The 24,330-nt window shown below is 64.7% G+C and carries 23 protein-coding genes; 11 read left to right on the top strand and 12 right to left on the bottom strand.

The genetic code is table 11. From position 1 onward, the window contains the following. The 9 genes from QCE48_RS00450 to mgrA form a co-directional block, all read right to left on the bottom strand. The gene (locus tag QCE48_RS00450; protein ID WP_309794052.1) at window positions 1–888 is read right to left on the bottom strand and encodes a MoxR family ATPase; all 888 of its coding nucleotides are present in this window, start codon (window positions 886–888) and stop codon (window positions 1–3) included. Window positions 889–906: 18 nt separating this feature from the next. Next, entirely contained in the window at window positions 907–1,707 is an 801-nt protein-coding gene (locus QCE48_RS00445; protein ID WP_309786741.1) for a xanthine dehydrogenase family protein subunit M, read from the bottom strand. 16 nt (window positions 1,708–1,723) lie between these two features. Then, window positions 1,724–4,114: a xanthine dehydrogenase family protein molybdopterin-binding subunit gene (locus QCE48_RS00440; RefSeq protein ID WP_309786742.1), complete on the bottom strand. Its 2,391-nt coding sequence runs from the start codon at window positions 4,112–4,114 to the stop codon at window positions 1,724–1,726. 67 nt (window positions 4,115–4,181) lie between these two features. After that, a complete protein-coding gene (locus tag QCE48_RS00435) occupies window positions 4,182–4,658 on the bottom strand; it encodes a 2Fe-2S iron-sulfur cluster-binding protein (protein WP_309786743.1) in 477 nt (158 codons plus the stop codon). Window positions 4,659–4,958: 300 nt separating this feature from the next. Then, window positions 4,959–6,356, bottom strand: coding sequence for an amino acid permease (locus tag QCE48_RS00430; protein WP_309786744.1), 1,398 nt, complete (start codon window positions 6,354–6,356; stop codon window positions 4,959–4,961). Between the two features lie 238 nt (window positions 6,357–6,594). Next, the gene (gene rqpR, locus QCE48_RS00425; protein WP_309786745.1) at window positions 6,595–7,251 is read right to left on the bottom strand and encodes a response regulator transcription factor RqpR; all 657 of its coding nucleotides are present in this window, start codon (window positions 7,249–7,251) and stop codon (window positions 6,595–6,597) included. Then, window positions 7,248–8,204: an ATP-binding protein gene (locus QCE48_RS00420; protein WP_309786747.1), complete on the bottom strand. Its 957-nt coding sequence runs from the start codon at window positions 8,202–8,204 to the stop codon at window positions 7,248–7,250. The genes rqpR and QCE48_RS00420 overlap by 4 nt, the downstream gene beginning before the upstream one ends. A 362-nt stretch (window positions 8,205–8,566) precedes the next feature. Then, window positions 8,567–9,337, bottom strand: a complete 771-nt coding sequence (locus tag QCE48_RS00415; RefSeq protein WP_309786748.1) for a ferredoxin--NADP reductase — start codon at window positions 9,335–9,337, stop codon at window positions 8,567–8,569. A gap of 467 nt (window positions 9,338–9,804) precedes the next feature. Continuing rightward, a complete protein-coding gene (mgrA, locus tag QCE48_RS00410; protein ID WP_309786749.1) occupies window positions 9,805–10,848 on the bottom strand; it encodes an L-glyceraldehyde 3-phosphate reductase in 1,044 nt (347 codons plus the stop codon). 229 nt (window positions 10,849–11,077) lie between these two features. Here mgrA and QCE48_RS00405 point away from each other — a divergent pair, with 229 nt between their 5' ends. Both QCE48_RS00405 and QCE48_RS00400 read left to right on the top strand, forming a co-directional pair. Beyond that, window positions 11,078–11,893 carry a mechanosensitive ion channel family protein gene (locus QCE48_RS00405; RefSeq protein WP_309786750.1) on the top strand — a complete coding sequence of 272 codons (816 nt, stop codon included), beginning with the start codon at window positions 11,078–11,080 and terminating at the stop codon, window positions 11,891–11,893. A gap of 40 nt (window positions 11,894–11,933) precedes the next feature. Then, a complete protein-coding gene (locus QCE48_RS00400) occupies window positions 11,934–12,137 on the top strand; it encodes a DUF3185 family protein (protein ID WP_116560900.1) in 204 nt (67 codons plus the stop codon). Window positions 12,138–12,156: 19 nt separating this feature from the next. On the opposite strand, the gene QCE48_RS00395 is transcribed toward QCE48_RS00400, so the two are convergent. Beyond that, window positions 12,157–12,933 carry a phytanoyl-CoA dioxygenase family protein gene (locus QCE48_RS00395; protein WP_309786751.1) on the bottom strand — a complete coding sequence of 259 codons (777 nt, stop codon included), beginning with the start codon at window positions 12,931–12,933 and terminating at the stop codon, window positions 12,157–12,159. 344 nt (window positions 12,934–13,277) lie between these two features. On the opposite strand from QCE48_RS00395, the gene QCE48_RS00390 reads away from it, so the two are divergent. Then, a complete protein-coding gene (locus tag QCE48_RS00390) occupies window positions 13,278–13,637 on the top strand; it encodes a hypothetical protein (protein WP_309786752.1) in 360 nt (119 codons plus the stop codon). Between the two features lie 9 nt (window positions 13,638–13,646). On the opposite strand, the gene QCE48_RS00385 is transcribed toward QCE48_RS00390, so the two are convergent. Continuing rightward, on the bottom strand, window positions 13,647–14,765 hold the full coding sequence (locus QCE48_RS00385; protein ID WP_309786753.1) for an alkene reductase: 1,119 nt from the start codon (window positions 14,763–14,765) through the stop codon (window positions 13,647–13,649). A gap of 155 nt (window positions 14,766–14,920) precedes the next feature. Next, complete coding sequence (gene metK, locus QCE48_RS00380) at window positions 14,921–16,108, bottom strand: methionine adenosyltransferase (RefSeq protein WP_309786754.1); 1,188 nt, start codon at window positions 16,106–16,108, stop codon at window positions 14,921–14,923. A gap of 263 nt (window positions 16,109–16,371) precedes the next feature. Between metK and QCE48_RS00375 the strand changes: the two genes are divergently transcribed. From QCE48_RS00375 to hslV, 8 genes are all read left to right on the top strand, one after another. Next, complete coding sequence (locus tag QCE48_RS00375; protein WP_309786755.1) at window positions 16,372–17,256, top strand: lipid A biosynthesis lauroyl acyltransferase; 885 nt, start codon at window positions 16,372–16,374, stop codon at window positions 17,254–17,256. 63 nt (window positions 17,257–17,319) lie between these two features. Beyond that, window positions 17,320–18,192 (top strand): diaminopimelate epimerase, encoded by an 873-nt coding sequence (dapF, locus tag QCE48_RS00370; protein ID WP_309786756.1) that lies wholly within the window; start codon window positions 17,320–17,322, stop codon window positions 18,190–18,192. 51 nt (window positions 18,193–18,243) lie between these two features. Further along, window positions 18,244–18,963 carry a DUF484 family protein gene (locus QCE48_RS00365; protein ID WP_309786757.1) on the top strand — a complete coding sequence of 240 codons (720 nt, stop codon included), beginning with the start codon at window positions 18,244–18,246 and terminating at the stop codon, window positions 18,961–18,963. A gap of 8 nt (window positions 18,964–18,971) precedes the next feature. Next, the gene (gene xerC, locus QCE48_RS00360) at window positions 18,972–19,895 is read left to right on the top strand and encodes a tyrosine recombinase XerC (RefSeq protein ID WP_309786759.1); all 924 of its coding nucleotides are present in this window, start codon (window positions 18,972–18,974) and stop codon (window positions 19,893–19,895) included. Between the two features lie 48 nt (window positions 19,896–19,943). Next, on the top strand, window positions 19,944–21,146 hold the full coding sequence (locus QCE48_RS00355) for a class I SAM-dependent rRNA methyltransferase (RefSeq protein ID WP_309786761.1): 1,203 nt from the start codon (window positions 19,944–19,946) through the stop codon (window positions 21,144–21,146). A gap of 144 nt (window positions 21,147–21,290) precedes the next feature. Beyond that, complete coding sequence (locus QCE48_RS00350; protein WP_309786762.1) at window positions 21,291–22,364, top strand: GTP-binding protein; 1,074 nt, start codon at window positions 21,291–21,293, stop codon at window positions 22,362–22,364. A gap of 620 nt (window positions 22,365–22,984) precedes the next feature. After that, window positions 22,985–23,404: an RNA polymerase-binding protein DksA gene (gene dksA / locus QCE48_RS00345; protein ID WP_062638304.1), complete on the top strand. Its 420-nt coding sequence runs from the start codon at window positions 22,985–22,987 to the stop codon at window positions 23,402–23,404. A 385-nt stretch (window positions 23,405–23,789) separates the two neighbouring features. After that, window positions 23,790–24,326, top strand: coding sequence for an ATP-dependent protease subunit HslV (gene hslV, locus QCE48_RS00340; RefSeq protein WP_116560890.1), 537 nt, complete (start codon window positions 23,790–23,792; stop codon window positions 24,324–24,326). The last annotated feature ends 4 nt before the right edge of the window (window positions 24,327–24,330 follow it).

The following is a 24,330-nucleotide window of genomic DNA, read 5'->3' as shown; positions in this document are numbered from 1 at the left end:
TCAGGCCGGCGCGGCGAGACACTGCGCGAGCGTCTCGCGATCGACGCGCGCGAGGTCGTCCTGATACTTCAAGAGCACGCCGAGCGTGTCCTGCACCGATTGCGGATCGAGTTCGCTGACTGACAGCGCGGCGAGCGCGCGGCACCAGTCGATCGTTTCCGCGACGCCCGGCGCCTTGAACAAATCCAGCGTGCGCAACCGATGCACGAACGCGACCGCGCGCGCCTGCAATTGCGCACCGCTCTCGGGCGCGCGCGCCGCGACGATCGCCAGTTCGACATCGCGCTCGGGATAGCCGATCCACTGATACAGACAGCGGCGCTTGAGCGCGTCGTGAACCTCGCGCGTGCGGTTGGACGTCATCACGACGAGCGGCGGCCGCTCCGCGCGCACCGTGCCGTACTCGGGAATCGACACCTGAAAATCCGACAGCAGTTCGAGCAGGAACGCTTCGAACGGCTCGTCGGCGCGATCGATTTCGTCGATCAGCAAGACGCGCCGCGCCAGCGCGTTCGACGGATCGGGCATCAGCGCCTGCAACAGCGGCCGCTTGAGCAGAAACTCGCTGCGATAGAGCGAATCGTTCGACGGCGCTTCGCCCGACGCTTCCGCGAGCCGCAGCGCCATGATCTGACGCGGATAGTCCCACTCGTAGAGCGCGCTCGCGGTGTCGAGCCCTTCGTAGCATTGCAGGCGCAGCATCGACGTGCCGATGAGCCCCGCCGCCGCCTTCGCCAGCTCGGTCTTGCCGACGCCCGGTTCGCCTTCGAGAAAGAGCGGCCGCTGCATTTTGAGGGCGAGAAAAAGCGCAGTCGCGAGTTCGCGGCTCGCGAAGTACTGTTGCTCGCCCAGACGCGCGAGCGTTTCGTCGATCGACGCAGGCTCCATGAAGCTCCTGAAGAAACGCTAGAACGCGTTGGCCCGCTCGATTGCGCGGCCCGCGAGCACCGGAATCAGATGCGCGCGATAGACGGCGCTCGCGTGCATGTCGTCGTTCAGGCCGCCGGGCGAAATCGTCACGCTGCGCGCCGACGCCACCGAGAAATCCTTCGACAACGCCGCCTCCAGTTCCTTCGCCCGGAACACGGAAGGTGCCGCGCCCGTCACCGCGACGCGCACGCCGTCCGCACGCTTGGCGACGAAGACGCCGACCAACGCGAAGTGCGAAGCCGGATTGCGAAACTTCTCGTAGGCGGCACGCTCGGCGAGCGGAAATTCGACGGCGGTAATCAGTTCATCCGGTTCGAGCGCGGTCTCGTACATGCCGAGAAAGAAGTCGTCGGCGGCGATGCGGCGGCGGTCCGTCACGACGGTCGCGTTCAGCGCGAGAACGGCCGACGGATAGCACGCGGCGGGATCGTCGTTGGCAAGCGACCCGCCGATCGTGCCGCGCTCGCGAACCTGCCGGTCGCCGATGCGTCCGGCGAGGTCGGCGAGTCCGGGCAGCGCCTGCTTAACGTCCGCGTTCGCCGCGACCTGCGCGTGGCACACCGCGCCGCCGATCGTGACCGTGTCGCCGCTCACGCTGATCTGTTTCATCGACGCGATGCGCGTCACGTCGATCAGCGCCGACGGTTGAGCCAGACGAAGGCGCATCGTCGGAAGGAGGCTTTGTCCGCCCGCGAGGAACTTCGCATCGCCGTTTGCGGTGAGCGTCTTGACCGCTGCATCGGCTTCTTCGGGCCGCTGGTAATCGAATGTGTACATGTCGAAGTCCTCAGCCTTAAGTGTTCGAGGAAGCGGAAGCGGCGCGCATCGCGGACCACACGCGATGCGGCGTCGCGGGCATCTGCAAGTCCTTCACGCCGAGCGGCGCGAGCGCATCGAGAATCGCGTTGATGACGGCCGGCGGCGAACCGATCGCGCCCGCCTCGCCGCAGCCCTTCACGCCGAGCGGATTGTGCGTGCATGGCGTGCCCTTCGCGGTTTCCACCGTGAAGTTCGGCAGGTCGATCGCGTGCGGCATCGCGTAATCCATGAACGAGCCGGAGAGCAACTGGCCGCTTTCGTTGTCGTACACGCAGCGCTCCAGCATCGCCTGGCCGATGCCCTGGCCGAGCCCGCCATGCACCTGTCCTTCCACGATCATCGGATTGATCACGTTGCCGAAGTCGTCCACGGCGGTGAACTTCTGGATGCGCGTTTCGCCCGTGTCCTGATCGACTTCGACTTCGCAGATATACGCGCCCGATGGATACGTGAAGTTGGTCGGATCGTAGAACGCGTTTTCGTTGAGGCCCGGCTCCATCGTTTCGAGCGGAAAGTTGTGCGGCACGTAGGCCGCGAGCGACACGTCCGCGAACGCCTTCGTGCGGTCCGTGCCCGCGACGCGGAAGATGCCGTCCTTGAACTCGATATCCTCCGCCGACGCCTCCATCAAATGCGCGGCGATTTTCTTCGCCTTCGCTTCGATCTTGTCGAGCGCCTTCATCAGCGCCGAGCCGCCGACCGCGATCGAGCGAGAACCATATGTGCCCATGCCGAACGGAATGCGTCCGGTGTCGCCGTGAATGATCTCGACGTTGTCGATCGACACGCCGAGCCGGTCCGCGACCACTTGCGCGAAGGTCGTCTCGTGGCCCTGTCCGTGACTGTGCGAGCCGGTGAACACGGTGACGGAGCCAGTCGGATGCACGCGCACTTCGCCGGCTTCGAACAGGCCCGCGCGTGCGCCGAGCGCCCCCGCGATGTTCGACGGCGCCAGCCCGCACGCCTCGATGTAGCACGAGTAGCCAAGGCCGCGCAGCTTGCCGTGCTTCTTCGCTTCGTCGCGGCGAGCGGGAAAGCCCTTCACGTCGGCGATCTCGAGCGCGCGGTTCAGGAGCGAGTCGTAATCGCCGGTGTCGTAGGTCAGGCCGACCGGCGTCGCGTAAGGAAACTCGCGGATGAAGTTGCGCCGGCGAATCTCGGCCGGATCGATGTTCATCTCGCGCGCCGCCGTCTCGACGAGCCGCTCGACCACGTAAGTCGCCTCGGGCCGGCCCGCGCCGCGATACGCATCGACGGGAACGGTGTTCGTGAAGACCGCCTTCACCTCGGCGTAGATCGCGGGCGTCGCGTACTGGCCGGCGAGGAGCGTCGCGTAGAGAATGGTCGGCACGGACGACGCGAACGTCGACAGATACGCGCCCATGTTCGCCGTCGTGTGGACGCGCATCGCGAGGAACTTGCCGTCGCGGTCCAGCGCGAGTTCGGCTTTCGTCACATGGTCGCGGCCGTGGGCGTCGGAGAGAAACGCTTCCGAGCGCTCCGCCGTCCACTTGATCGGACGCCCGACCTTCTTCGACGCCCAGGTAAGCGCGACGTCCTCGGCGTACAGAAAAATCTTCGAGCCGAAGCCGCCGCCGACATCCGGCGCGATGATCCGCAGCTTCGACTCCGGCAGCGACAGCACGAACGCCGCCATCAACAGCCGTTCGACGTGCGGATTCTGGTTCGCGACGTAGACCGTGTAACTCTCGTCGTGCTTTGAATAGCTCGCGTTCACGGCGCGCGGCTCGATCGCGTTCGGGATGAGACGCTGGTTCACGATGTCGAGCGTCGTCACGTGCGCGGCCTGCGCGAACGCGGCGTCGGTCTTCGCCTTGTCGCCGTGGCCCCAGTTGTAGCAGACGTTGTCCGGCACGCCGTCGTGCACGAGCGGGCGTCCCGGCTCCGACGCGCTGCCCGTATCGACGACGGCCGGCAGCACGTCGTAATCCACGTCGATCAGTTCGAGCGCGTCCTTCGCTTCCTTCACCGATTCCGCGACCACGAGCGCCACCTGATCGCCGACATGCCGCACCTTCTCGTGCGCGATGACGGGATGCGGCGGCTCGTGCATCGGCTTTCCGTCGGTGCTGTGGATCAGCCAGCCGCAAGGCAGCCCGCCGACATTCGCCGCCGCGAGATCGGCGCCGGTGAAGACGGCGATCACGCCGGGCGACGCCTTGGCCGCGGCCGTGTCGATGCTGCGGATTTTCGCGTGTGCGTGCGGCGAGCGCAGGAACACGCCATGGCTTTGCTGCGGGAAAACGACGTCGTCGGTGTACTGGCCCGCGCCCGTCAGGAAGCGATAGTCTTCCTTGCGTTTTACGGCGGCGCCGATCATGTGCTGTTGCTCAGGGGCGTTCATCGCGGTCTCCAAAGTAGGCGCGATTCATCGAATGGAATGAACCCGGAAAGCCTGGCGGCGGCGTGGATCAGCCGCTCGCCTTCATGGCTTCGGCGCCCTGCAGGACCGCTTTCACGATGTTGTGATAGCCGGTACAGCGGCACAGATTGCCGTCGAGCTGTTCGCGCACTTCTTCTTCGGTGAGCGCCGGGCTCTGGGCGGCGAGCGCGCTCGCGCTCATCACCATGCCCGGCGTGCAGAAACCGCATTGCAGCCCGTGACAGTCCTTGAACGCCGCCTGCATCGGATGAAGCTCGCCTTCCTTCGACATCCCTTCGATCGTCGTGACGTCGAGGCCGTCCGCCTGCGCGGCGAGGATGTTGCATGACTTGATCGCGCGGCCGTCGAGATGGACGGTGCACGCGCCGCACTGCGCTGTGTCGCAGCCGATGTGGGTGCCCGTGAGCCTCAACTGGTCGCGCAGGAACTGCACGAGGAGGATGTGAGGTTCGACGTCGGCGGTCACGGGTTTGCCGTTGACCGTCAGACTGATGCTGAGCGTCATTGTTGTGTCTCCTATGGGGAATGGCCTGCCGGCCAGCCCAAACACATGCTCACGAGCTTCACGTCCTTCACCTTCCTTGCTGCCGCTCTCGAGCGTCTGCTGGTCCGGCTGGAACTTCGCGTGTCGTTGTTGTAACAAGGAGTAAAACACAAAAAAGCGGGCGTCGCCATCGGCTCCGAACGCGCGTTCGATGCGCCCGCTCTCGCTGCTTTGCAGCAATCCGCCCGTGCGCGCGCACGGATCGCACAAAGCAAAACGCCGCCCTGGAAGGCGGCGCTTTGGCGTGACGAATGACGGGCGTTACTGCATGCCGCGTCCGAGTTTCGAATTCCTGCGCGCATAGCAGAAGTAAATCGCCAGCCCGATCACGAGCCACACGACGAACGCGATCCACGTCATCGCCTGGAGATTCGCCATCAGGAACAGGCACGATGCCACCGCGAGCACCGGCACCACCGGCACGCCCGGGCAGCGGAACGCGCGCGGCAGTTCCGGATGCGTGCGGCGCAGGATCAGCACGGCGATCGACACCATCGAGAACGCCGCGAGCGTGCCGATGTTGATCAGTTCGGCCAGCACGTTGAGCGGCACGAGCGCGCCGATCAGCCCGAAGAAGATGCCGACGAGCCAGGTGGTGAAATACGGCGTCGCAAAGCGCGGATGCACTTTCGAGAGCCGCGCGGGCAACAGGCCGTCGCGCGACATCGCGAAGATCACGCGCGTCTGGCCGTAGCTCATCACGAGGATCACGGTCAGCATGCCGAGCACCGCGCCCAAATCGATGAAGCCCGCGACCCAGTTTTGTCCTGCCACCTGCAGCGCGTAGGACACCGGATGCGAAACGCTCGCGAACTGCGCCGACGGCACGATGCCGGTCACGACCGCCGCCACCGCCACATACAGCACCGCGCACACGACGAGCGACGCAATGATGCCGATCGGCAAATCGCGCTTCGGATTTTTCACTTCCTCCGCCGCCGACGACACCGAATCGAAGCCAATGAACGCGAAGAACATCACGGCCGCCGCGCCGAACACGCCGGACCAGCCGTTCGGCATGAACGGATGCCAGTTCGCCGGCTTGACGTGGAACACGCCCACGCCGATCACGAGCAGCACGACCGTCACCTTGATCGCGACCATCAGGTTGTTCACGCGCGTCGATTCCTTCACGCCGACCGCGAGCAGCGCCGTGATCGCCATCATCACGAGGAACGCGGGCAGATTGAAGAACGTCTCGTGGCCGGGCAGCGCGCCGGGTGCGGCAGTGAGCGCGGTCGGCAGCGAGATGCCGAAGCCGGACAGCAGCGATTGCAGATACCCCGACCACCCGACCGACACCGCCGAGCTGGCGAGCCCGTATTCGAGCATCAAGTCCCAGCCGATGATCCACGCGGCGAGTTCGCCGAGCGTCGCGTAGGAATAGGTGTAGATGGAACCGGCGACGGGAATCGTCGAGGAAAATTCGGCGTAGGCGAGCGCGGCGAAGCAGCAGGCGATCGCCGCGACGACGAACGCCACCATCAGCGCGGGGCCGGCCTGCACAGCGCCGGTGCCGGTGAGCACGAAAATGCCGGTGCCGATGATGGCGCCGATGCCGAGGAACGTCAGGTCGAGCGCGCCGAGCGTTTTCTTGAGCCCGGCGCTTTCCGCGCCAGCGAGCATGTGTTCGATATTCTTCTTGCGAAACAAGGACATGGGGCGGGAGTCTCCTAATACACGCGCGAGGCGCGTCGACCACGGGAAAACCCGCAATTTTATCGGACGCAGACATCGACACTGGAATCAGCAGACTTATTGAGACAGACGGGAATCGCTTTCCTGGCGGTGCATCTGGAGGATTTGCCGCGCGGAGCAGCGTTTGAGCGGTCGATTTGTCTGTTCAAACGCGCGCCGGCAGAAAAATCGGACTAATGCGCGCGGACGGCGCGAGCGATCAACTCGCGATGGCGGGATTCATATCGACGAGACGATTGCTCATCACGTAAAAGGTCAGCTCGGCGTTGTTCGCGAGCTTCATCTTGTCGAGCAGACGCGATCGGTACACGCTCACCGTCTTTACCGACAGCGACAGCGCGTTGGCGATGTCCGTCAGACGCTTACCCGACGCGAGCATGCACAGCGTCTGAAATTCGCGGTCGGAGAGCTTTTCGTGCGGCAACTGTTCCGAATCCAGCGAAACGTAGTCGGCAAGCGCTTCCGCCATCGCCGGACTCACATACTTGCGCCCCGCCGCGACCTGCTGGATCGCGGAGATCATCAGCGCGGGATCGGCCGATTTCGACAAATAGCCCGCCGCGCCGGCCTTCAGCGCGCGCACGGCGTATTGATCCTCGCGATACATCGAGAACATCAGCACCGGCAGGCGCGGCACCTGCCGCTTCAGACGCTTGAGCACGTCGACGCCGTTCACGTCGGGCAGCGATATGTCGAGCAGCGCGACATCGAGCGGACACTGGCCGGCGAGGCTGATCGCCTGCGCGCCGGTCTCCGCCTCGATCACTTCGGACGCGATGCCGCGGTCCAGCAGCAGGTGTGAAACGCCCCGGCGAACGATGGCGTGATCGTCGGCGAGCAGAATGCGCAGGCTCAATTCGACGCCCTCGCGAGCCGCGCGCGCGATTCGACCGCGTGCAGTGCGCGGCGGATCGGCGCAATCGGGCTGGTGGCGCACATCAACGGAAAGCGCGCGCGAACCGTCGTGCCGCCCGTTTTTGCCGCGCTCAGGCGCAGGCTGCCGCCGAGCGCGTCGCAGCGCGCGCGCATGCCCGCGAGGCCGAAGCGGCCGCGCTTGCGACGCGCGGCGGCCGGGATGCCGATGCCGTCGTCTTCGATCACGAGCGTCACGAAACGCGCGTCCGCCGCGATGCGCACGGACGCTTTGCCGGCGCTGGCGTGCCGCGCGACGTTATTCAGCGCCTCCTGTGCCACGCGGAACACGGCGAGCGCGATGGCTTCGGGCAGCCGCGCGAGACGGTGGTCGTCGGCGCGATACGCGACATGCACGTCGAGCGACGTGACGGCCGCGAAGCGCGCCGCCCAGTCGACCAGCGCTGCGGCGACGCCGTCGTCGAAACACGGCGCATGGGAATTTGCGACTACGCGGTGGGTCGCGTCGCAGGCGGCGTCGAGCGACTGCCGGGCCGTCTGGAGCGCTTCGCCGCAAGGCGCGGGCGCGTCGGCCGGAAGCCAGGTTTCGATGCGTGCGAGCGCGAAACGCGCGGCGGTCAGCGCGGACCCGGCGTCGTCGTGCAGATCCTGGGCGAGCGAGCGGCGCACACGCTCGTCGACGGCGACGAGTTGCGCCGACAACTGTTGCACGCGAGCCGAGAGCCGTTGAATCTCGCGATCGGCGGCAAGCCTGGCATCGATCAGCGCCGAGATCGCCGACTGCTCGCCGGTGGCACGTGTGGACGGCACGCCGGACGGACTCGCGTCAGGGGATACGGCAGGCGACCCGGAAGGCGCGCAAGCCGGCGGCACGGCGCACAGCGCGGCGCGCGGCGCCAGGCTCCGGTCGGTTATGGCAACGGTCGACGTGTTCATTTCACTCTCCTCGGGAGGAGCGCAGTCCGGTGGTGTCGCGGCCGGCGATCCGACACCGCGACGTAACGAAATTTACACTCTGTAACACGAAAGACGGTCGTTGGACCTTAAAGCGAGACTCGTCCTAATGTTCGCGGATCATATCCCAAAAAAATACAGAATCCATACGCTGCAACGGTTCTTGGCTCAAACTTAATGCGCTTTCGCAACATTCTGTAGATTTGCGGTGTCAGAAAAGCACTTACACGCGAAGTCTTGATATGGCGCAAGATGTAACCGTCTCGATATGATCCATCGTTCGACTGGCAAAAAAAAACCGGAGCACCCGGCTCCGGTCTTCTGAATCGCACTGCGCCGCCCGATCAGCCGACGAATGCCTTCTCCACGACGTAGTGTCCCGGATGGTTGTTGCTGCCTTCATCGAAGCCCATTTCGTCGAGCAGCGCGCGCGTGTCGCGCAGCATGTGCGGGCTGCCGCAGAGCATCACGCGGTCGTTTTCCTTTGAGAACGGTGCGACGTCGAGGTCGGCGAAAAGCTTCTTCGTCTCGATCAGGTCGGTGATGCGGCCGCGGTTCGCGAATTCCTCGCGCGTCACCGTCGGGTAATAGACCAGCTTTTCCTGGATCAGGTCGCCCAGATGCTCGTGCGCCGGCAGGTGCTCCGTGATGAAGTCCTTGTACGCGAGTTCGTCGACGAAACGGCAGGTGTGCGTCAGCACGATCTTGTCGAAACGGTCGTAGACGTCCGGGTCCTTGATGATCGACATGAAGGGCGCGAGGCCCGTGCCGGTCGAGAGCAGCCACAGCGTCTTGCCGGGCAGCAGATTGTCGGCGACGAGCGTGCCAGTCGGCTTCTTGCCGATCAACACCGAATCGCCCACTTTCAGATGTTGCAGGCGCGACGTGAGCGGGCCGTCCTGAACCTTGATGCTCAGGAATTCGAGATGCTCTTCGTAGTTGGCGCTGGCGAGGCTGTAAGCGCGCAGGAGCGGCTTGCCGTCGACTTCCAGTCCGACCATCGTGAACTGGCCGTTTTCGAAACGAAACGACGCGTCGCGGGTGCAGGTGAAGCTGAAAAGCGTATCGGTCCAGTGATGGACGCTCAGGACGGTTTGAGAATTAAGGTTGCTCATGGCTTCTTGGATAGTGCGAAAACGGTGGCGTCAGCGGCACGCGGCCGTGCAGACCAGGAACAATGCGCTGCGCGAAACGACCGCCGCCTATGGCCGTCGATCGGGGGCCCGCGCATTTTCGATGCAAATTCAGTGCAATTGGGCGCTTTTGGCAGCTTAAACGAACGCCTTGCGCTGGGTTCATGCGCCCATGTTTGGGTTCGCATGCGGCGTTCGCGCGGCTCACATGCCGGCAGCCGCACAATCCGCAGCCCGGCGCAATCCGCTATTTTAGCGCGACGGGCATTTTGGCGTGGCGCAACGCCCCGCAGCGGGTGTGACCTTAAGGCGCAGGCCCCGCAGAAAGCGTTCGGGAGATGGCTTCCCGGTCGAAAGGGAAACCGCGCCGAGCCCCGCATGATAACAATTCTCAACTAGCGCAACCGGGAATGTCCCTGCTGGCGTCAGGCTGGCGCGGGCTCACCGGCTCAGATGCGCTGATCCGTCGACGGCTTTTCCCAGAGATTCACGCCGCCTTCGCGCGCATGCTGGTCGATCTGGGCCAGTTCTTCGCTCGTGAAGTCGAGATTCTTCAGCGCGCCGACGTTCTCCCGGACCTGTTCCGCCCGGCTCGCGCCGATCAGCACCGAGCTCACGCGGCCGCCGCGCAGGGCCCACGCGAGCGCCATCTGCGCGAGACTCTGGCCGCGCCGCCCGGCGAGTTCGTTCAGCTTGCGCACGTGCTCGATGTTCTCGGCGCTCAGATGCTCCTGCTTCAGCGATCCGCCGCCCGGCTTGTTGACCCGCGCATCCTGCGGAACGCCGTTCAGATACTTGCTGGTCAAAAGCCCCTGCGCGAGCGGCGTGAACGCGATGCTGCCCGCGCCGATGTCGTCGAGGGTGTCGAGCAGTTCTTCTTCGATCCAGCGATTGAGCATGTTGTACGACGGCTGATGGATCAAAAGCGGCACCTTGTGTTCGGCGAGCAGCCGCGCCATTTCGCGCGTCTTGCCGGGCGAATACGACGAAATGCCGACATACAGCGCCTTGCCCGAATGCACGGCGGTCGCGAGCGCGCCGGCGGTCTCTTCGAGCGGCGTATCGGCGTCGAAGCGGTGCGAATAGAAGATGTCGACGTAGTCGAGTCCCATGCGCTTCAGGCTCTGGTCGAGGCTCGCGAGCACGTATTTGCGCGAGCCGCCGCCCTGTCCGTAGGGGCCCGGCCACATATCCCAGCCCGCCTTCGACGAGATCAGCAGCTCATCGCGATACGGCCGGAAATCGTCCTTGAAGAGGCGCCCGAAGTTGGTCTCCGCGCTGCCGTAGGGCGGGCCGTAGTTGTTCGCGAGATCGAAGTGCGTGATGCCGAGATCGAACGCCGTGCGCAGGATCTCGCGCTGCGTGGAGATCGGCGTGCTGTCGCCGAAGTTGTGCCAGAGCCCCAGCGACAACGCCGGCAACTTCAGGCCGCTCTTGCCGCAGGTGCGGTAAGCCATCTGCGAATAGCGTTCGGAAGCTGCTTCATAAGCCATGACGGATTTCCTCGATCGATTTAAACGGATGACGAAGCGCCGGTGCGGGCATTGCCCAAGCGCAGCCTGCCATGGTAGCCAATTGCGTCGCGCGGCGCAGGCCGTACAACGGCGTCCCGCTATTCGAGACCGTCCGTGAGACTGGCCCGATGGCCGATCCGCGCGCGCACGGGGAACGAACCCGAGCGCCCGAAGCCCAATGCAAATCTTCAAGCAAGGAGCATCACCGATGGACCCGATCCAGAAACTTCGCCCCGCCTACGACCTGCTGCTGACAGCAAGCCTCAAATACGGCTTCGACATCCTGATGGCGATCCTGATCGTCATGATCGGATGGTGGATCTCGAATCGCGTCGCGAATACGCTGAAGCGCGCGCTCGGCCGCACGAACGCCGACGCCACGCTCACGCCCGTGCTCGCGAGCCTCGCGCTCTGGGCGATCCGCGTGATCGCGATCGTCGCCGCGCTCGGCAAGTTCGGCATCGCGGCGGCGAGCATCCTGACCGTGCTCGGCGCCGCCGGCCTCGCCATCGGCCTCGCGCTGCAGGGCACGCTGCAAAACATCGCGGCCGGTTTGATGCTGCTGCTGTTGCGGCCGTTTCGCGTCGGCGACTACATCGAGGGCATCGGCACGACGGCCGGTACGGTCAACGAAATCGGCCTTTTCACGACGCGCCTCACCAAAGCCGACGGTGTCATCATGTTCGTGCCGAACAGTACGATCTGGGCAAATCCGGTGACGAACTACAGCGCGAACGAACGGCGTCGCGTCGTGCTGACGTTCCACGTGCCGCATGCGCAGCGCGTCGAGCACGCGCTCGAACAGTTGCACAAGCTGGTGGCAAGCGACCCGCGCATCGGCGACGTGCCGGCCAAGCCGTGGATCGCGGTGACGGATTACACGGATACCGGCGTCAAGCTGAACGTCGGCGTGTGGACGCGCGCGAGCGACCACGCGAGTGTGCAGGCCGATCTGCTGCGGCAGATCCAGCCGCTCACGAAGCCCGAGCCCGAGCCGAAACTGGACGCGCCCACGAACGCCTAGTAATCTCTCGCGCCTTCGTCCATCTCAAAAAGGGGAGTCCATGATCAAGGCGATTTCCGCGGGTCTTCTGGTCGGCGGCATTGTGCTGCTTTACTTCGGCGGCACGTCGTTTCATTCGCTCAGCAACGACGTCGCGCGCTTTTTCACCGGCTCGGCAACCGACAAGACGATCTGGCTGATCGTCGGCGGCGTGGTCGCGACGCTCGTCGGGCTGATCGGCCTGACGATTCCTTCGCGGCGCTAGACGTCCGAAGCCACGCGGATCAGCCGAGCGCCACTTCCGGTTTCGCCGCCGAGCGCGTGCCGGGCAGCGGCGCGTTGCTCGCGCCGCGATAGGTGTAGACGAGCGAAAACTTCACCTGATCGGTGAGATTCTTGCCCGCCGAGTGCAGCGTGTTGCAGTGGAAGAACACGACGTCGCCCGCCCTCAGTTCCGGCGACACGGCGGTGCGGATCAGCGCTTCGTTCTCGGGGAGGTCGGAGCGGAAGAACTTGGCTTCGTCGAAACGCCCCGAGGTGAACGGCAGCTTCTGCGACCCGGGCACGAACCAGAGCGCGCCGTTTTCGACCTTCTCGGTGCCGAGCGCGATCCACGCCGACACCAGGTCGTCGCGTTCGAACGCCCAGTAGCGCACATCGCGGTGCCAGCCCGTCAAGCTGCCGTACTCTGGATGCTTGGTCATCAGGCAGTTATGGTGCGCGCGCGAAAGGAACGACTCCTCGCCGAAATACAGCTCCATCCAGCCGCGAATTTCCGGGGACGTCGCGGCGTCGGCGAAGAGCGGATCGCGCACGTAAGCGTCGAGCAGGCGGCGCACCGTATGGCCGCCCGGCGCGTCCTTCGATTCCGGCGCGCCCGGATATTTCAGATCGGCTTCGAACTCGGCCGGCGGCGCGGCTTCGGCAAGCTGGCGACGGGCGAGCGCGGCGAGCGCCTCACGGCGCGCCGGCGGCACGAGCCCCGGCACGATCACATAGCCGGTCTCGCGCAGCTCGCGGACCTGTTCCTTCTTCGACTTCAACGACGATTGCTCAGACATTTCCAGCTCACAAGTAAGCGCGTTTGCGGTTTCGCGTCGACGGACGCTGACGGCAAATTAGGGGCGAATTCCCGATTGTAAATCCGCAGACGCTTTCGAGCTTTTCACCACAGACATTTTGGAGTTCCAACCGTTGTGTTTGAAGCGCTTCTTTCATAAAAACGCAGGGAAAACGCGGACTTACCGGGGTCACAATAGTCTTGTAATCTTCGCGCATCAAATCGGTGCAACTTTCGATCCGGCGCGCGCTCGAACGCTCACCGGACAATTGAACGACTTTTTTGAGACGACTATCGTCGAGTTGAACCGCGACATTTCGCCGCCCAACCGACGCATACAAAGCCATGACCAACCGATTCGCCTCGAGTCTCACCCGCGTCACCCGCGTCGCCGCCCGTGCGGCGCGTCCCGCGCGACGCGGTGTCGTCCGCGCGTTGCGTCATCACACCGCCCGGACGCAGGCCGTCACCGAGCAATTGAAGTTCGTGCACCCCGTCGACGGCATTCGCTCCTGGTTTCGCGGATTCTTCCTCACGCTGCGCGTTCGCGCGGCGTCGCGGCGTGTTTCGCTGAAGGCGCTGCTGCGCCGTCCCGCCCAGTTGCGCGCGCCGGTTCGCAAGGCCAAGGCCGCCGCGCAGACGAGCCGTCGTCCGCGCCGGCTGGCGCCGAGCAGCGCCGGCTGGTTCGCGTTCGCCGCGCGCTGAGCGTCGGCATCACGTCCGGCGGTCGAGTTCGTCGAGCGTCGGATAATCGGTGTAGCCTTCCTCGCCGCCGCCATAGAACGTCGCCTCGATCGGCTCGTTGAGCGGCGCGCCGCGTCCGAAACGCTCGACCAGATCCGGATTCGCCAGAAACGCGCGGCCGAATGCCACGGCGTCCGCCTCGCCGCTTTCGATTCGCCGCTCCGCTTCCTCCGCCGTATATTCGCCGCACGCGATGATCGCGCCGTCGTAGGCGTCGCGAAGCGCGCGGCGAAAATCGTCCGAGAGCGGCTCGCCGCCCGCCCAATCCGGCTCGGCGACATGCAGATACGCGACGCCGATGCGTTTGAGCTCCCCCGCCAGATAAATCGACGACGCCTCGCTCTCCGCGTCCTTCATGTCGAAGCCGACGAAGTTCGGCGAGATTCGAATTCCGACGCGATCCGCGCCCATCACGCCCGCCACCGCTTCCAGCACATCGACCGTCAGTCGCACGCGGTTCTCGACGCCGCCGCCGTATTCGTCGGTGCGCCGGTTCGTATTCGTCGACATGAACTGCTGCAGCAGATAGCCATTTGCCGCGTGCACTTCGACCATGTCGAAACCGGCGCGCTTCGCCCGGTTCGTCGCATCGACGTATTGCAGGACGATGCCGGGCAGCTCGCCGGTTTCGAGCGAACGCGGCTCGTCCACGTCGATGAAACCGAGCGAGCCGTCTTCCTTCTTCACGAACACCTGCGTGTTCTCGGCGCGGATCGCGGACGGCGCGACCGGCTGGCCGCCGTCTGCCTGCGCGAGCCGGTGCGACACGCGCCCGACGTGCCACAACTGCAGGGCGATGCGTCCCTGCTTCGCGTGCACGGCGCCGGCGACGCCTTTCCAGCCAGCTTCCTGCGCGTCGGAATAGATGCCGGGCGCGCCCCAGTAGCCTTGTCCTTGTTTTGAAACCTGCGTGGCTTCGGACACGATCAACCCCGCGCCCGCGCGCTGCGCGTAGTAGCGGGCGTTCATTTCGGTGGGGACGTCGCCGGGCTGCGATGCGCGGTTGCGCGTGAGCGGCGCCATCACGACGCGATTGGGCAATTCGAGCGCGCCGACCTTGATCGGCGACAACAGTTTTTGCAGCGGCATGGGCGTTCCTTTCCGGTCGGGCGTCGTTTCACCCCGTTCGCAAGAAATGCACCGCATCGGAAAGACGCTTCTGGCGACGCGCGACGCGCGACGCACGAAAAAAAACCCGGCAGATTGGCCGGGTTTTCCGTGCAGCGCGAGGCGCCGATAGCGAGTTAGGCGACCTGAACCACCGGTTCCGTGCCGGCGGCTTCGGCCAGCGCGAGCGCCTTGTCCGTGAACTCCCACGAGAATTCCGGCTCTTCGCGGCCGAAGTGGCCGTAAGCCGCGGATTTTTCGTAGATCGGGCGCAGCAGGTCGAGCATCTGGATGATGCCCTTCGGACGCAGGTCGAAGTGTTCGAGCACGAGCTTCGTGATTTCCGCATCCGACACGCGGCCGGTGCCGAACGTATTGACCATCACCGACGTCGGGCGCGCCACGCCGATGGCATACGACACCTGGATCAGCGCGCGCGAGGCGAGCCCCGCCGCGACGATGTTCTTCGCGACATAACGGCCGGCATAGGCCGCCGAGCGGTCGACCTTCGACGGGTCCTTGCCCGAGAACGCGCCGCCGCCGTGGGGCGCCGCGCCGCCGTAGGTATCGACGATGATCTTGCGGCCCGTCAGCCCGCAGTCGCCTTGCGGACCGCCGATCACGAAACGACCGGTCGGGTTCACGAGGAACTTGATGTCGCCCTTGATGAGCTCGGCGGGCAGCGTCGGCTTGATGATTTCCTCGATCACCGCCTCGCGCAGTTGCGTGAGTTCCATTTCCGGCGCGTGCTGCGTGGAGAGCACGACGGTATCGATGGAATGCGCACGGCCGTCGACGTAACGCACGGTGACTTGCGACTTCGCGTCCGGACGCAGCCACGGCAGGCGGCCGTCGCGACGCAGGTTCGCCTGACGCTCGACCAGACGGTGCGACAGGTGGATCGGCAGCGGCATCAGTTCGGGCGTTTCGTCGCAGGCGTAGCCGAACATCAGGCCCTGGTCGCCGGCGCCCTGGTCGAGGTTGTCGTCGTGGGCGGTGTTCACGCCCTGCGCGATGTCCGGCGACTGCTTGTCATACGCGACGAGCACCGCGCAGCCGCGGTAGTCGATGCCGTAATCGGTGTTGTCGTAGCCGATGCGCTTGATGGTTTCGCGCGCGATCTGGATGTAGTCGACGTTGGCGGTGGTCGTAATTTCGCCCGCGAGGACGACGAGGCCGGTATTGCACAAGGTTTCTGCCGCGACGCGCGAATACTTGTCCTGAGCCAGGATGGCGTCGAGGATGGCGTCGGAGATTTGATCGGCGACCTTGTCCGGGTGGCCTTCGGAGACGGATTCAGAGGTAAACAGATAGTCGTTTGACACGCTTCAGACTCCATTGAGTACGGTTAGTTTGCTCACGTAGCCGACTTCTCTGGGAGTCTGAAGCGGCGACGCTTTAGCGGATTACTGATTCCGGCAGCACCTTTCGGCCTGTCCGGCTTCGCCCCGCAAGTTGTCCATTAACTCGGCGAAGGTTTTATTATAGCGATTTCCTTCATTTGTCACAGAGCCGAACGCTTGTCGCCATTCGCCCCTCTTTCATTTTCGTCCCGCTCCGACTGGCCGTGCCCTCGCCGGAGCCCGTCATGCTAGGCCGCATCGGAATTGCGCTTGCGGTCGGCTTCCTGAAGTTTCTCGCGATTCTGCCCTACGGCATCACCGCCCGTTTCGGCGACGGCCTCGGCTGGCTGCTCTATCAGATCCCGAGCCGCAGAAAGCGCATCGTTCATATCAATCTCTCGCTGTGCTTCCCCGACTGGACGCCCGAGCGTCGCGAGGAAGTCGCCCAGTTGCACTTCCGGCACGCGATCCGCAGCTACGTGGAACGCAGTGTCCAGTGGTTCGGATCGGCGAAAAAGCTCGAAAAGCTGATTCAGGTCGACAGCGCCGTCGACCTGTCCGACCCCGACCTGCCGCCGACGCTCTTTCTCGGCCTGCACTTCGTCGGCATCGAAGCGGGCTCGATCTTCCTGAACTACTCGCTGCACCGGCAATGCGGTTCGCTCTATCAGCCGTTCTCGAACCCGCAGATCGAGGATATCGCGAAGGCGCAGCGTGCCCGTTTCGGCGCCGACATGGCGAGCCGCGCCGACAGCGCGCGCATCGTGCTGCGCTGGCTGCGCGACAAGAAGCCCGTGATGCTCGGCGCCGACATGGACTACGGCATGCGCAATTCGGCCTTCGTGCCGTTTTTCGGCATCCCGGCGTGCACGCTGACGGCCGTCGGACGGCTCGCGAAGGCGGGGCACGCGCAGGTCGTGCCGTTCATCGGCGAAGTGCTGCCTGGCTACAAGGGTTATCGGCTGAAAATCTTCGAACCTTGGGAAAATTATCCGACCGGCGACGATGTCGCCGACGCGCGCCGCATGAACGAATTCATCGAAGAGCAGATTCCGCGCATTCCCGAGCAGTATTACTGGGTCCACAAGCGCTTCAAGACGCGCCCGCCGGGCGAAGCCGGCTTCTATTGACGCTTGGGCGTTAGCCATCCGGCCAGCGGTACGTGGATGCCCCGCTCACATACAATAGCGGCCATGAAACTCAAATTCACCAAGATGCACGGCGCGGGCAACGATTTCGTCGTGCTCGACGGCTACACGAAACCGCTGAATCTGAGCGCAGCGCAGGTGCGCGCGCTCGCGAACCGGCATTTCGGCGTTGGCGCGGACCAGTTGCTGCTCGTCGAGAAGCCGACCATCGAGGGCGTCGATTTCAAATACCGCATCTTCAATTGCGATGGCGGCGAGGTCGAGCATTGCGGTAACGGCGCGCGCTGCTTCGTGAAATTCGTGCGCGATCGCGGGCTCACCGGCGCTTCGAGCGTGCGCGTGCAGGTGCAACAGGGCGTCATCGCGCTGACGATGCTGGAAAACGGCGAAGTCGTCGTCGACATGGGCCAGCCGGTGTTCGATCCGCCGCGCGTGCCGTTCGATGCGAAAGGGCTCGAAGGCCGCCGCGAAGGCGCCGACACGCTCTGGCCGCTCGACATAAACGGCGAAATGCGCTGGATTTCGGCGGTGTCGATGGGTAATCCGCACGCGGTGCAGGTCGTCGGCGATGTCGAGAATTATCCCGTGCTGGCCGAAGGCCCGCTCATCGAGAAGCACGCGCGTTTTCCGAACCGGGTGAACGCGGGTTTCATGCAGATCGTCGACCGGCATTCGGTGAAGCTGCGCGTCTACGAGCGCGGCGCGGGCGAGACGCTCGCGTGCGGCACGGGCGCCTGCGCGGCGGTCGCGGCGGGCATCCGGCGCGGCCTGCTCGACTCGCCGGTGCGCGTTGCCACGCACGGCGGCACGCTCACGATCACCTGGGCCGGAGCGTCGGACGACTCCGCGCCGCTCTTGATGGCCGGGCCCGCGACGACCGTCTTCGAAGGCGAGATCGACCTCGCCGATGTGCAATGACCGCCCTTTGAGCGCCACTCAGCCTGAATCCGCCTGAATAAGTCCGAAACCATGAACGAACGCGAAGTCGCCGATTATCTGCTCGACAACCCCGATTTCTTCGCCGAACACGCCGAACTGCTCGGCACCATCCGGCTTTCGAATCCGCACGGCAAAGCGGCGGTGTCGCTGCAGGAACGCCAGATGGAAATGCTGCGCGAAAAGAACAAGCAGCTCGAACGCCGGCTCGCCGAACTGTTGCGCTACGGGCACGAGAACGACAGCATCGCCTCGAAGTTCAACCGCTGGACGATCCGCGTGATCGCCGAGCGCGATCCGCACGCGCTGCCGAAAACCATCAGCGCGGGCCTGTGCGAAATCTTCGATGTGCCGCAGGCCGCGCTGCGCGTGTGGGACGTGGCCGAGCCGTATAGCCAGGCCGATTTCGCGCGCCATGTCGGAGAAGAAGTGCGGTTGTTCACCGCCAGCCTCGCGACGCCTTATTGCGGCGCGAACACCGGTTTCGAGGCCGCGCAATGGCTGACGTCGGCGAGTTCGGTGTCGGTGGCGTCGGCAACGACCGACGGCGTCGTCGATGCCGCGAACGTCACCGAATCGATCGCGCTGCTCGCGCTGCGCGACCCGCTCGCCGGGCCGGACGCGCCCGCGTTCGGCCTGCTCGTGATGGGTTCGCCCGATGCGCGCCGCTTCCACGACGGCATGGCGACCGACTTCCTCACGCAGATCGCGGCACTCGCGAGCGCGGCGTTGACCCGCCTCCTGCCGCACTGACGAGCGCGATGAACGCCGCCGACCCGATCGCCGCCTATCTGTCGATGCTCGAACACGAGCGGCGGCTGTCGGAGCACACGCTGCGCGGCTACACGCACGAACTCGAGGAACTGAAGAAGCTAGCGAACGGCCGCGCGCTCGACACACTCAGCGCGGCGGACATGCGCGGCGCCGTTTCGCGTGCGCACGCGGGCGGACTCTCGGCGCGCTCGATCGCGCACCGGCTCTCGGCATGGCGCGCCTTTTATCGCTGGCTTGCTGAACGCGTCGAGATGGCGGCGAATCCCGTCGCGACCGTGCGCGCGCCGAAGGGCGCGAAGACGTTGCCGAAGGCACTGTCCGTCGACGACGCCAACGCGCTGATGGAAGCGCCGCAAGCCGGCACGACCGAGGCGCTGCGCGACCACGCGATCCTCGAATTGTTCTATTCGTCGGGATTGCGGCTCGCGGAGCTCGTGAGTCTCGATGTCTATTACGTCGAAACGGAGCACCACCGCTCGATCGGCTGGCTCGATCTGCCGAACGCCGAAGTGACCGTGCTCGGCAAGGGCGGCAAGCGCCGCTCGGTGCCGGTCGGCGCCAAGGCCATCACGGCGCTGCGCGCCTGGATCGACGCGCGCGGCGAATTCGTCAGGCACGATCCACACGCGCTCTTCCTGTCGGTGCGCGGCAACCGCATGGCGCCGGGCGTCGTGCGCGAGCGCGTGAAGCGCATGGCGCTCTTCGCCGGCATTCCCACGAATGTGCATCCGCACGTCTTGCGGCACTCGTTCGCCACGCACGTGCTGCAGTCGAGCGGCGACCTGCGCGCGGTGCAGGAACTGCTCGGCCACGCGAACATCACCGCGACGCAGGTCTACACGTCGCTCGATTTCCAGCACCTCGCCCGCGTCTACGATTCCGCGCATCCGCGCGCCAAGAAACGCGACTGATTTTTCCCGGGCGCGCCGTGCCATCGCGGTCGCCCCATCAAGGCCTCAATGAACACCATCACGCTCAAACCGGGCAAGGACAAGTCGCTCGCGCGACGCCATCCGTGGATCTACGCGAACGCGATCGACCGCATCGACGGCAAGCCGGCGCCTGGCGCCACCGTCACCGTGCGCGCGCACGACGGCCGCTTTCTCGCGCGCGCCGCGTACAGCCCGCAATCGCAGATCCGCGCGCGCGTCTGGAGTTTCGACGAAGCCGAGCCGATCGACCACGCCTTCTTCAAGCGCCGCGTGCAGCGGGCGATCGCGCACCGGCAGGCGCTGGTGAAGAACACCGGCGCGACGCGGCTCGTTTTCGGCGAGGCGGACGGCTTGCCCGGCCTGATCGTCGATTACTACGTCGCCGACGATGCGTTGCAACGCGGCCAGCTCGTCTGCCAGTTCATGGCGACGGGCGTCGAGGCATGGAAGAGCGCGATCGTCGATGCACTCACGGGCGCGACCGGCTGTCCGAACGTGTACGAGCGCTCGGACGTGTCGATCCGCCAGAAAGAGGGCCTCGAACAGATCACCGGCGTGCTCGCGGGCGATGCGCCGCCCGCCACGCTCATCGCGAACGAATGCGGCGTGCGTTATCACGTCGACGTGATGAACGGCCACAAGACGGGCTTCTACGTCGATCAGCGCGACAACCGCGTGCTCGTCGCCGAGCACGCGCGAGACCGCGACGTGCTGAACTGCTTCTGCTACACCGGCGGCTTTTCGCTCGCGGCGATGAAGGGCGGCGCGAAGCGCGTGGTGTCGATCGATTCGTCCGGCGAAGCGCTCGCGCTCGCGCAACAGAACGTGCTCGCGAACGGTTTCGACCCCGAGCGCGCGCAGTGGCTCGACGCCGACGCGTTCAAGACGCTGCGCCGTCTTCACGACGAAGGCGAGCGCTTCGACCTGATCGTGCTCGATCCGCCGAAATTCGCGCCGTCGCGCGAACACGTGGACCGCGCCGCGCGCGCCTACAAGGACATCAATCTCACCGGATTCAAGCTGCTGCGCCCCGGCGGCCTGCTCTTCACCTATTCGTGCTCCGGCGCGATCGACGCCGAGCTGTTCCAGAAGATCGTCGCGGGCGCCGCGGCCGACGCTCGCGTCGACGCGCGCATCCTGAAGCGCCTGGGCGCGGGCGTCGATCATCCGTTGCTCACGGCGTTCCCGGAAGGCGAATACCTGAAAGGCCTATTGTTGCAAATCGCCTGAGCGGCCAAAAGTTTCTGGTTCCGGCGACGGGCCGCCCAAAGCGCCCGACCGACAAATATGTTTCAATAATCGGCTGACTCGCCGCTTCAATGCGTGAAAAACGCGGCGCGCTAACCCCTACGACCTCAAAGCACAGGCGACGACATGATCCCAGTAACCATCCTGACCGGCTTCCTGGGCAGCGGCAAAACCACGCTGCTCAAGCGCATCCTGAACGAGAAGCACGGCATGAAGATCGCCGTGATCGAAAACGAGTTCGGCGAAGAGAATATCGACAACGAAATCCTCGTGCAGGAAACGAACGAGCAGATCATCCAGATGAGCAACGGCTGCATCTGCTGCACGATCCGCGGCGATCTGGCCCGCGCGCTGGAAGACCTCGCGAACCGCAAGAAGGCGGGCACGCTCGACTTCGACCGCGTCGTGATCGAGACGACCGGTCTCGCAAACCCGGGCCCCGTCGCGCAGACATTCTTCATGGACAACACCATCGCCGACGAATTCCTGCTCGACGCGATCATCACGCTCGTCGACGCGAAGCACGGCAATCATCAACTGGACGAGCACGAAGTCGTGCAGCGCCAGGTCGGTTTCGCCGATCGCCTGTTCATCACGAAGTCGGATCTCATCGATGCCGCCGCGCTCGAAGACCTCAAGCACCGGCTCGTGCACATGAATCCGCGCGCGGCGATCCGCGTCGTGAATTTCGGCGAGGCGGACATCAAGGAAATCTTCGACCTGCGCGGCTTCAACCTGAATTCGAAGCTCGAAATCGACCCCGATTTCCTCGCGGAAGACGATCACGCACATGACCACGCGCACGAACACGATCACGCGCACGACGACCACGATCACTCGACCTGCGGCCACGATCACAGCCACGACCACGAACATCACCATCACCACGCGCACCACGACGACAAGATCAAGTCCTTCGTCTACCGCAGCGACAAGCCGTTCGACGCCAATCGCCTCGAAGACTTCCTCGGCGGCATTCTGCAGATTTATGGCGAGCGCCTCTTGCGCTACAAGGGCGTGCTGTACATGAAGGGCGTCGATCGCAAGGTCGTGTTCCAAGGCGTGCATCAGATGATGGGCAGCGACCTCGCGGGCAAATGGCAGCCGATCGAAAAGAAGAACAGCAAGATGGTGTTCATCGGCATCGAGCTGCCGCAGGACCTGATCACCGACGGCCTCGACGCCTGCCTGGTCAAGTGATCCGCGCACCGATGCGCGCCTTTACCGGCGCGCATCGGGCCCGTTTGTGACCGGCGATCCGCCGGCCGAGCGAACGGGCAATCGACGAAACGCCGCCGCTTCACCGCGCGCGGCGTTTTTTCGTGCGGCTTTCGCATGAAAACTGTGACCGCACACACGAACGTTGGTCGCTTTTTGACGTCTCAGGCGTTATATTTTTGAGATTCCGGCGGTAATCGACAGGGTTTTCCTCGGTTATCTTCGGAAATTGCGATTCAGTTACAATACAGCCCCGCTGAAGCAGCGCAACGGTCCGTGTGGCGGGTAAAGGCCACCGCACGGATCGCAGAAAGACTGAAGAGACACCGAGAACGCAGGCGTGTCGAATAGCCTGAGACCGGGCTAATTCGAGACAACGCGTTCGAGGTTGAAGATGCGAAGGAAACCGCGCGGAACCTTTCCGGGCGTTTTTCGGGCACTTCAAAATCGGTTTTCAGAGGAGTTCGGCCCCGCGTCGACGCGAAACGCGTCACGACAGCATGTTTTTCGGTGCGAGAAATCCGCACTGGACGCTGTCAGCGGGCAACGCAGAAGTGCGGGCGATGCGAAAGACGTCGCTCCACATTGAAGAAGCAAGCCAGATGACGACGAAACGACTCTTGACCGAAGCCGAAATCCTGAAGATGAGCGAGAAGGATTACATGAACGAGGATCAGCTCGCCTTCTTCAAGAACCGGCTCGAACAACTGCAGGCCGACATTCTGAAGAATGCCGGGCAGACGACCGAAAATCTGCGGGAAACGGTGATCGTGCCGGACCCGGCGGACCGTGCGACGATCGAGGAAGAACATGCCCTCGAACTGCGCACGCGCGATCGCGAACGCAAGCTGCTGAAGAAGGTGCAGCAGTCGCTCGCGCGCATCGAGTCCGGCGATTACGGCTGGTGCGAGGAAACGGGCGAGCCGATCGGCATTCCCCGGCTGATCGCGCGTCCGACCGCGACGCTGTCGCTCGAGGCGCAAGAGCGCCGCGAACTGCGCCAGAAGCTGTTCGGCGACTGACCGGCTGAACCGGCCCCGCCGGCGAACTGCCGGCTCGCGTCGCGGGTCCGCCCGCAGCGGGAGAGTCGCCGCCTTCGCGGATATCGGCCAGCACGGCGCGGCAACTCGCCACTTCGAAAGGCACACGTTCCACGTGTGCCTTTTTTGTTTCTTGTCGCGCGTCGACTCCGGCGCGCAATTTCTGCCCGCCGGCCGGCAAATCCCGACTTGATTATTCGGGCGCCGCCCTAAAATGCTCTGGACGCGCGCAGTCAGGGCGCGAGCGCGGCGCGACTCCACCGAGCGCGAGATGCGCGGAACCCCGCGCCGTGCACTCCATCGAATTCTCGACAGCGAGGCGGTTTTTCGCAGCCGCCCGCGTCCTTCGCTTTCTAAAGGAACGCACATGGAACAATTTCACGGCACGACCATCGTCTCCGTGCGGCGCGGCGGCAAGGTCGCCCTCGGCGGCGACGGCCAGGTCACGCTCGGCAACATCGTCATGAAGGGCGGCGCCAAGAAGGTGCGCCGCATCTATGGCGGCAAGGTGCTGGTCGGCTTCGCCGGCGGCACGGCCGATGCGTTCTCCCTGCTCGACCGCTTCGAAGCCAAGCTCGAAAAGCATCAGGGCAACCTGACGCGCGCCGCCGTAGAACTGGCGAAGGACTGGCGCACCGACCGCATGCTGCGCCGCCTGGAAGCCATGCTGATCGCCGCCGACGCGCAGGCCACGCTCGTCATCACCGGCAACGGCGATGTGCTCGATCCCGAAAACGGCATCTGCGCGATCGGCTCGGGCGGCGCGTATGCGCAGGCGGCGGCGCAGGCGCTCGCGGAAAATACCGAGCTTTCGCCGCGTGAGATCGTCGAAAAGTCGCTCGCGATCGCGGGCGACATGTGCATCTACACGAACCACAATCGCGTCATCGAGACGATCGAGTAAGACC

The sequence above is a fragment of the Caballeronia sp. LZ024 genome, assembly GCF_031451455.1.
GTDB lineage: Bacteria > Pseudomonadota > Gammaproteobacteria > Burkholderiales > Burkholderiaceae > Caballeronia > Caballeronia telluris.
The sequence above is the reverse complement of the archived record's forward strand: the minus strand, read 5'-3'. Positions and strand labels throughout refer to the sequence as shown.

Bases quoted from the DNA above. Each gene is read 5' to 3' on its own strand.
- QCE48_RS00355 (WP_309786761.1), top strand. From the start codon at position 19,944: ATGAACACCATCACGCTCAAACCGGGCAAGGACAAGTCGCTCGCGCGA.
- QCE48_RS00390 (WP_309786752.1), top strand. From the start codon at position 13,278: ATGACCAACCGATTCGCCTCGAGTCTCACCCGCGTCACCCGCGTCGCC.
- mgrA (WP_309786749.1), bottom strand. From the start codon at position 10,848: ATGGCTTATGAAGCAGCTTCCGAACGCTATTCGCAGATGGCTTACCGC.
- QCE48_RS00395 (WP_309786751.1), bottom strand. From the start codon at position 12,933: ATGTCTGAGCAATCGTCGTTGAAGTCGAAGAAGGAACAGGTCCGCGAG.
- QCE48_RS00430 (WP_309786744.1), bottom strand. From the start codon at position 6,356: ATGTCCTTGTTTCGCAAGAAGAATATCGAACACATGCTCGCTGGCGCG.
- hslV (WP_116560890.1), top strand. From the start codon at position 23,790: ATGGAACAATTTCACGGCACGACCATCGTCTCCGTGCGGCGCGGCGGC.
- QCE48_RS00440 (WP_309786742.1), bottom strand. From the start codon at position 4,114: ATGAACGCCCCTGAGCAACAGCACATGATCGGCGCCGCCGTAAAACGC.
- dapF (WP_309786756.1), top strand. From the start codon at position 17,320: ATGAAACTCAAATTCACCAAGATGCACGGCGCGGGCAACGATTTCGTC.
- QCE48_RS00405 (WP_309786750.1), top strand. From the start codon at position 11,078: ATGGACCCGATCCAGAAACTTCGCCCCGCCTACGACCTGCTGCTGACA.
- xerC (WP_309786759.1), top strand. From the start codon at position 18,972: ATGAACGCCGCCGACCCGATCGCCGCCTATCTGTCGATGCTCGAACAC.
- QCE48_RS00400 (WP_116560900.1), top strand. From the start codon at position 11,934: ATGATCAAGGCGATTTCCGCGGGTCTTCTGGTCGGCGGCATTGTGCTG.
- QCE48_RS00445 (WP_309786741.1), bottom strand. From the start codon at position 1,707: ATGTACACATTCGATTACCAGCGGCCCGAAGAAGCCGATGCAGCGGTC.
- QCE48_RS00350 (WP_309786762.1), top strand. From the start codon at position 21,291: ATGATCCCAGTAACCATCCTGACCGGCTTCCTGGGCAGCGGCAAAACC.
- QCE48_RS00375 (WP_309786755.1), top strand. From the start codon at position 16,372: ATGCTAGGCCGCATCGGAATTGCGCTTGCGGTCGGCTTCCTGAAGTTT.
- QCE48_RS00435 (WP_309786743.1), bottom strand. From the start codon at position 4,658: ATGACGCTCAGCATCAGTCTGACGGTCAACGGCAAACCCGTGACCGCC.
- QCE48_RS00450 (WP_309794052.1), bottom strand. From the start codon at position 888: ATGGAGCCTGCGTCGATCGACGAAACGCTCGCGCGTCTGGGCGAGCAA.
- QCE48_RS00420 (WP_309786747.1), bottom strand. From the start codon at position 8,204: ATGAACACGTCGACCGTTGCCATAACCGACCGGAGCCTGGCGCCGCGC.
- dksA (WP_062638304.1), top strand. From the start codon at position 22,985: ATGACGACGAAACGACTCTTGACCGAAGCCGAAATCCTGAAGATGAGC.
- QCE48_RS00385 (WP_309786753.1), bottom strand. From the start codon at position 14,765: ATGCCGCTGCAAAAACTGTTGTCGCCGATCAAGGTCGGCGCGCTCGAA.
- QCE48_RS00415 (WP_309786748.1), bottom strand. From the start codon at position 9,337: ATGAGCAACCTTAATTCTCAAACCGTCCTGAGCGTCCATCACTGGACC.
- QCE48_RS00365 (WP_309786757.1), top strand. From the start codon at position 18,244: ATGAACGAACGCGAAGTCGCCGATTATCTGCTCGACAACCCCGATTTC.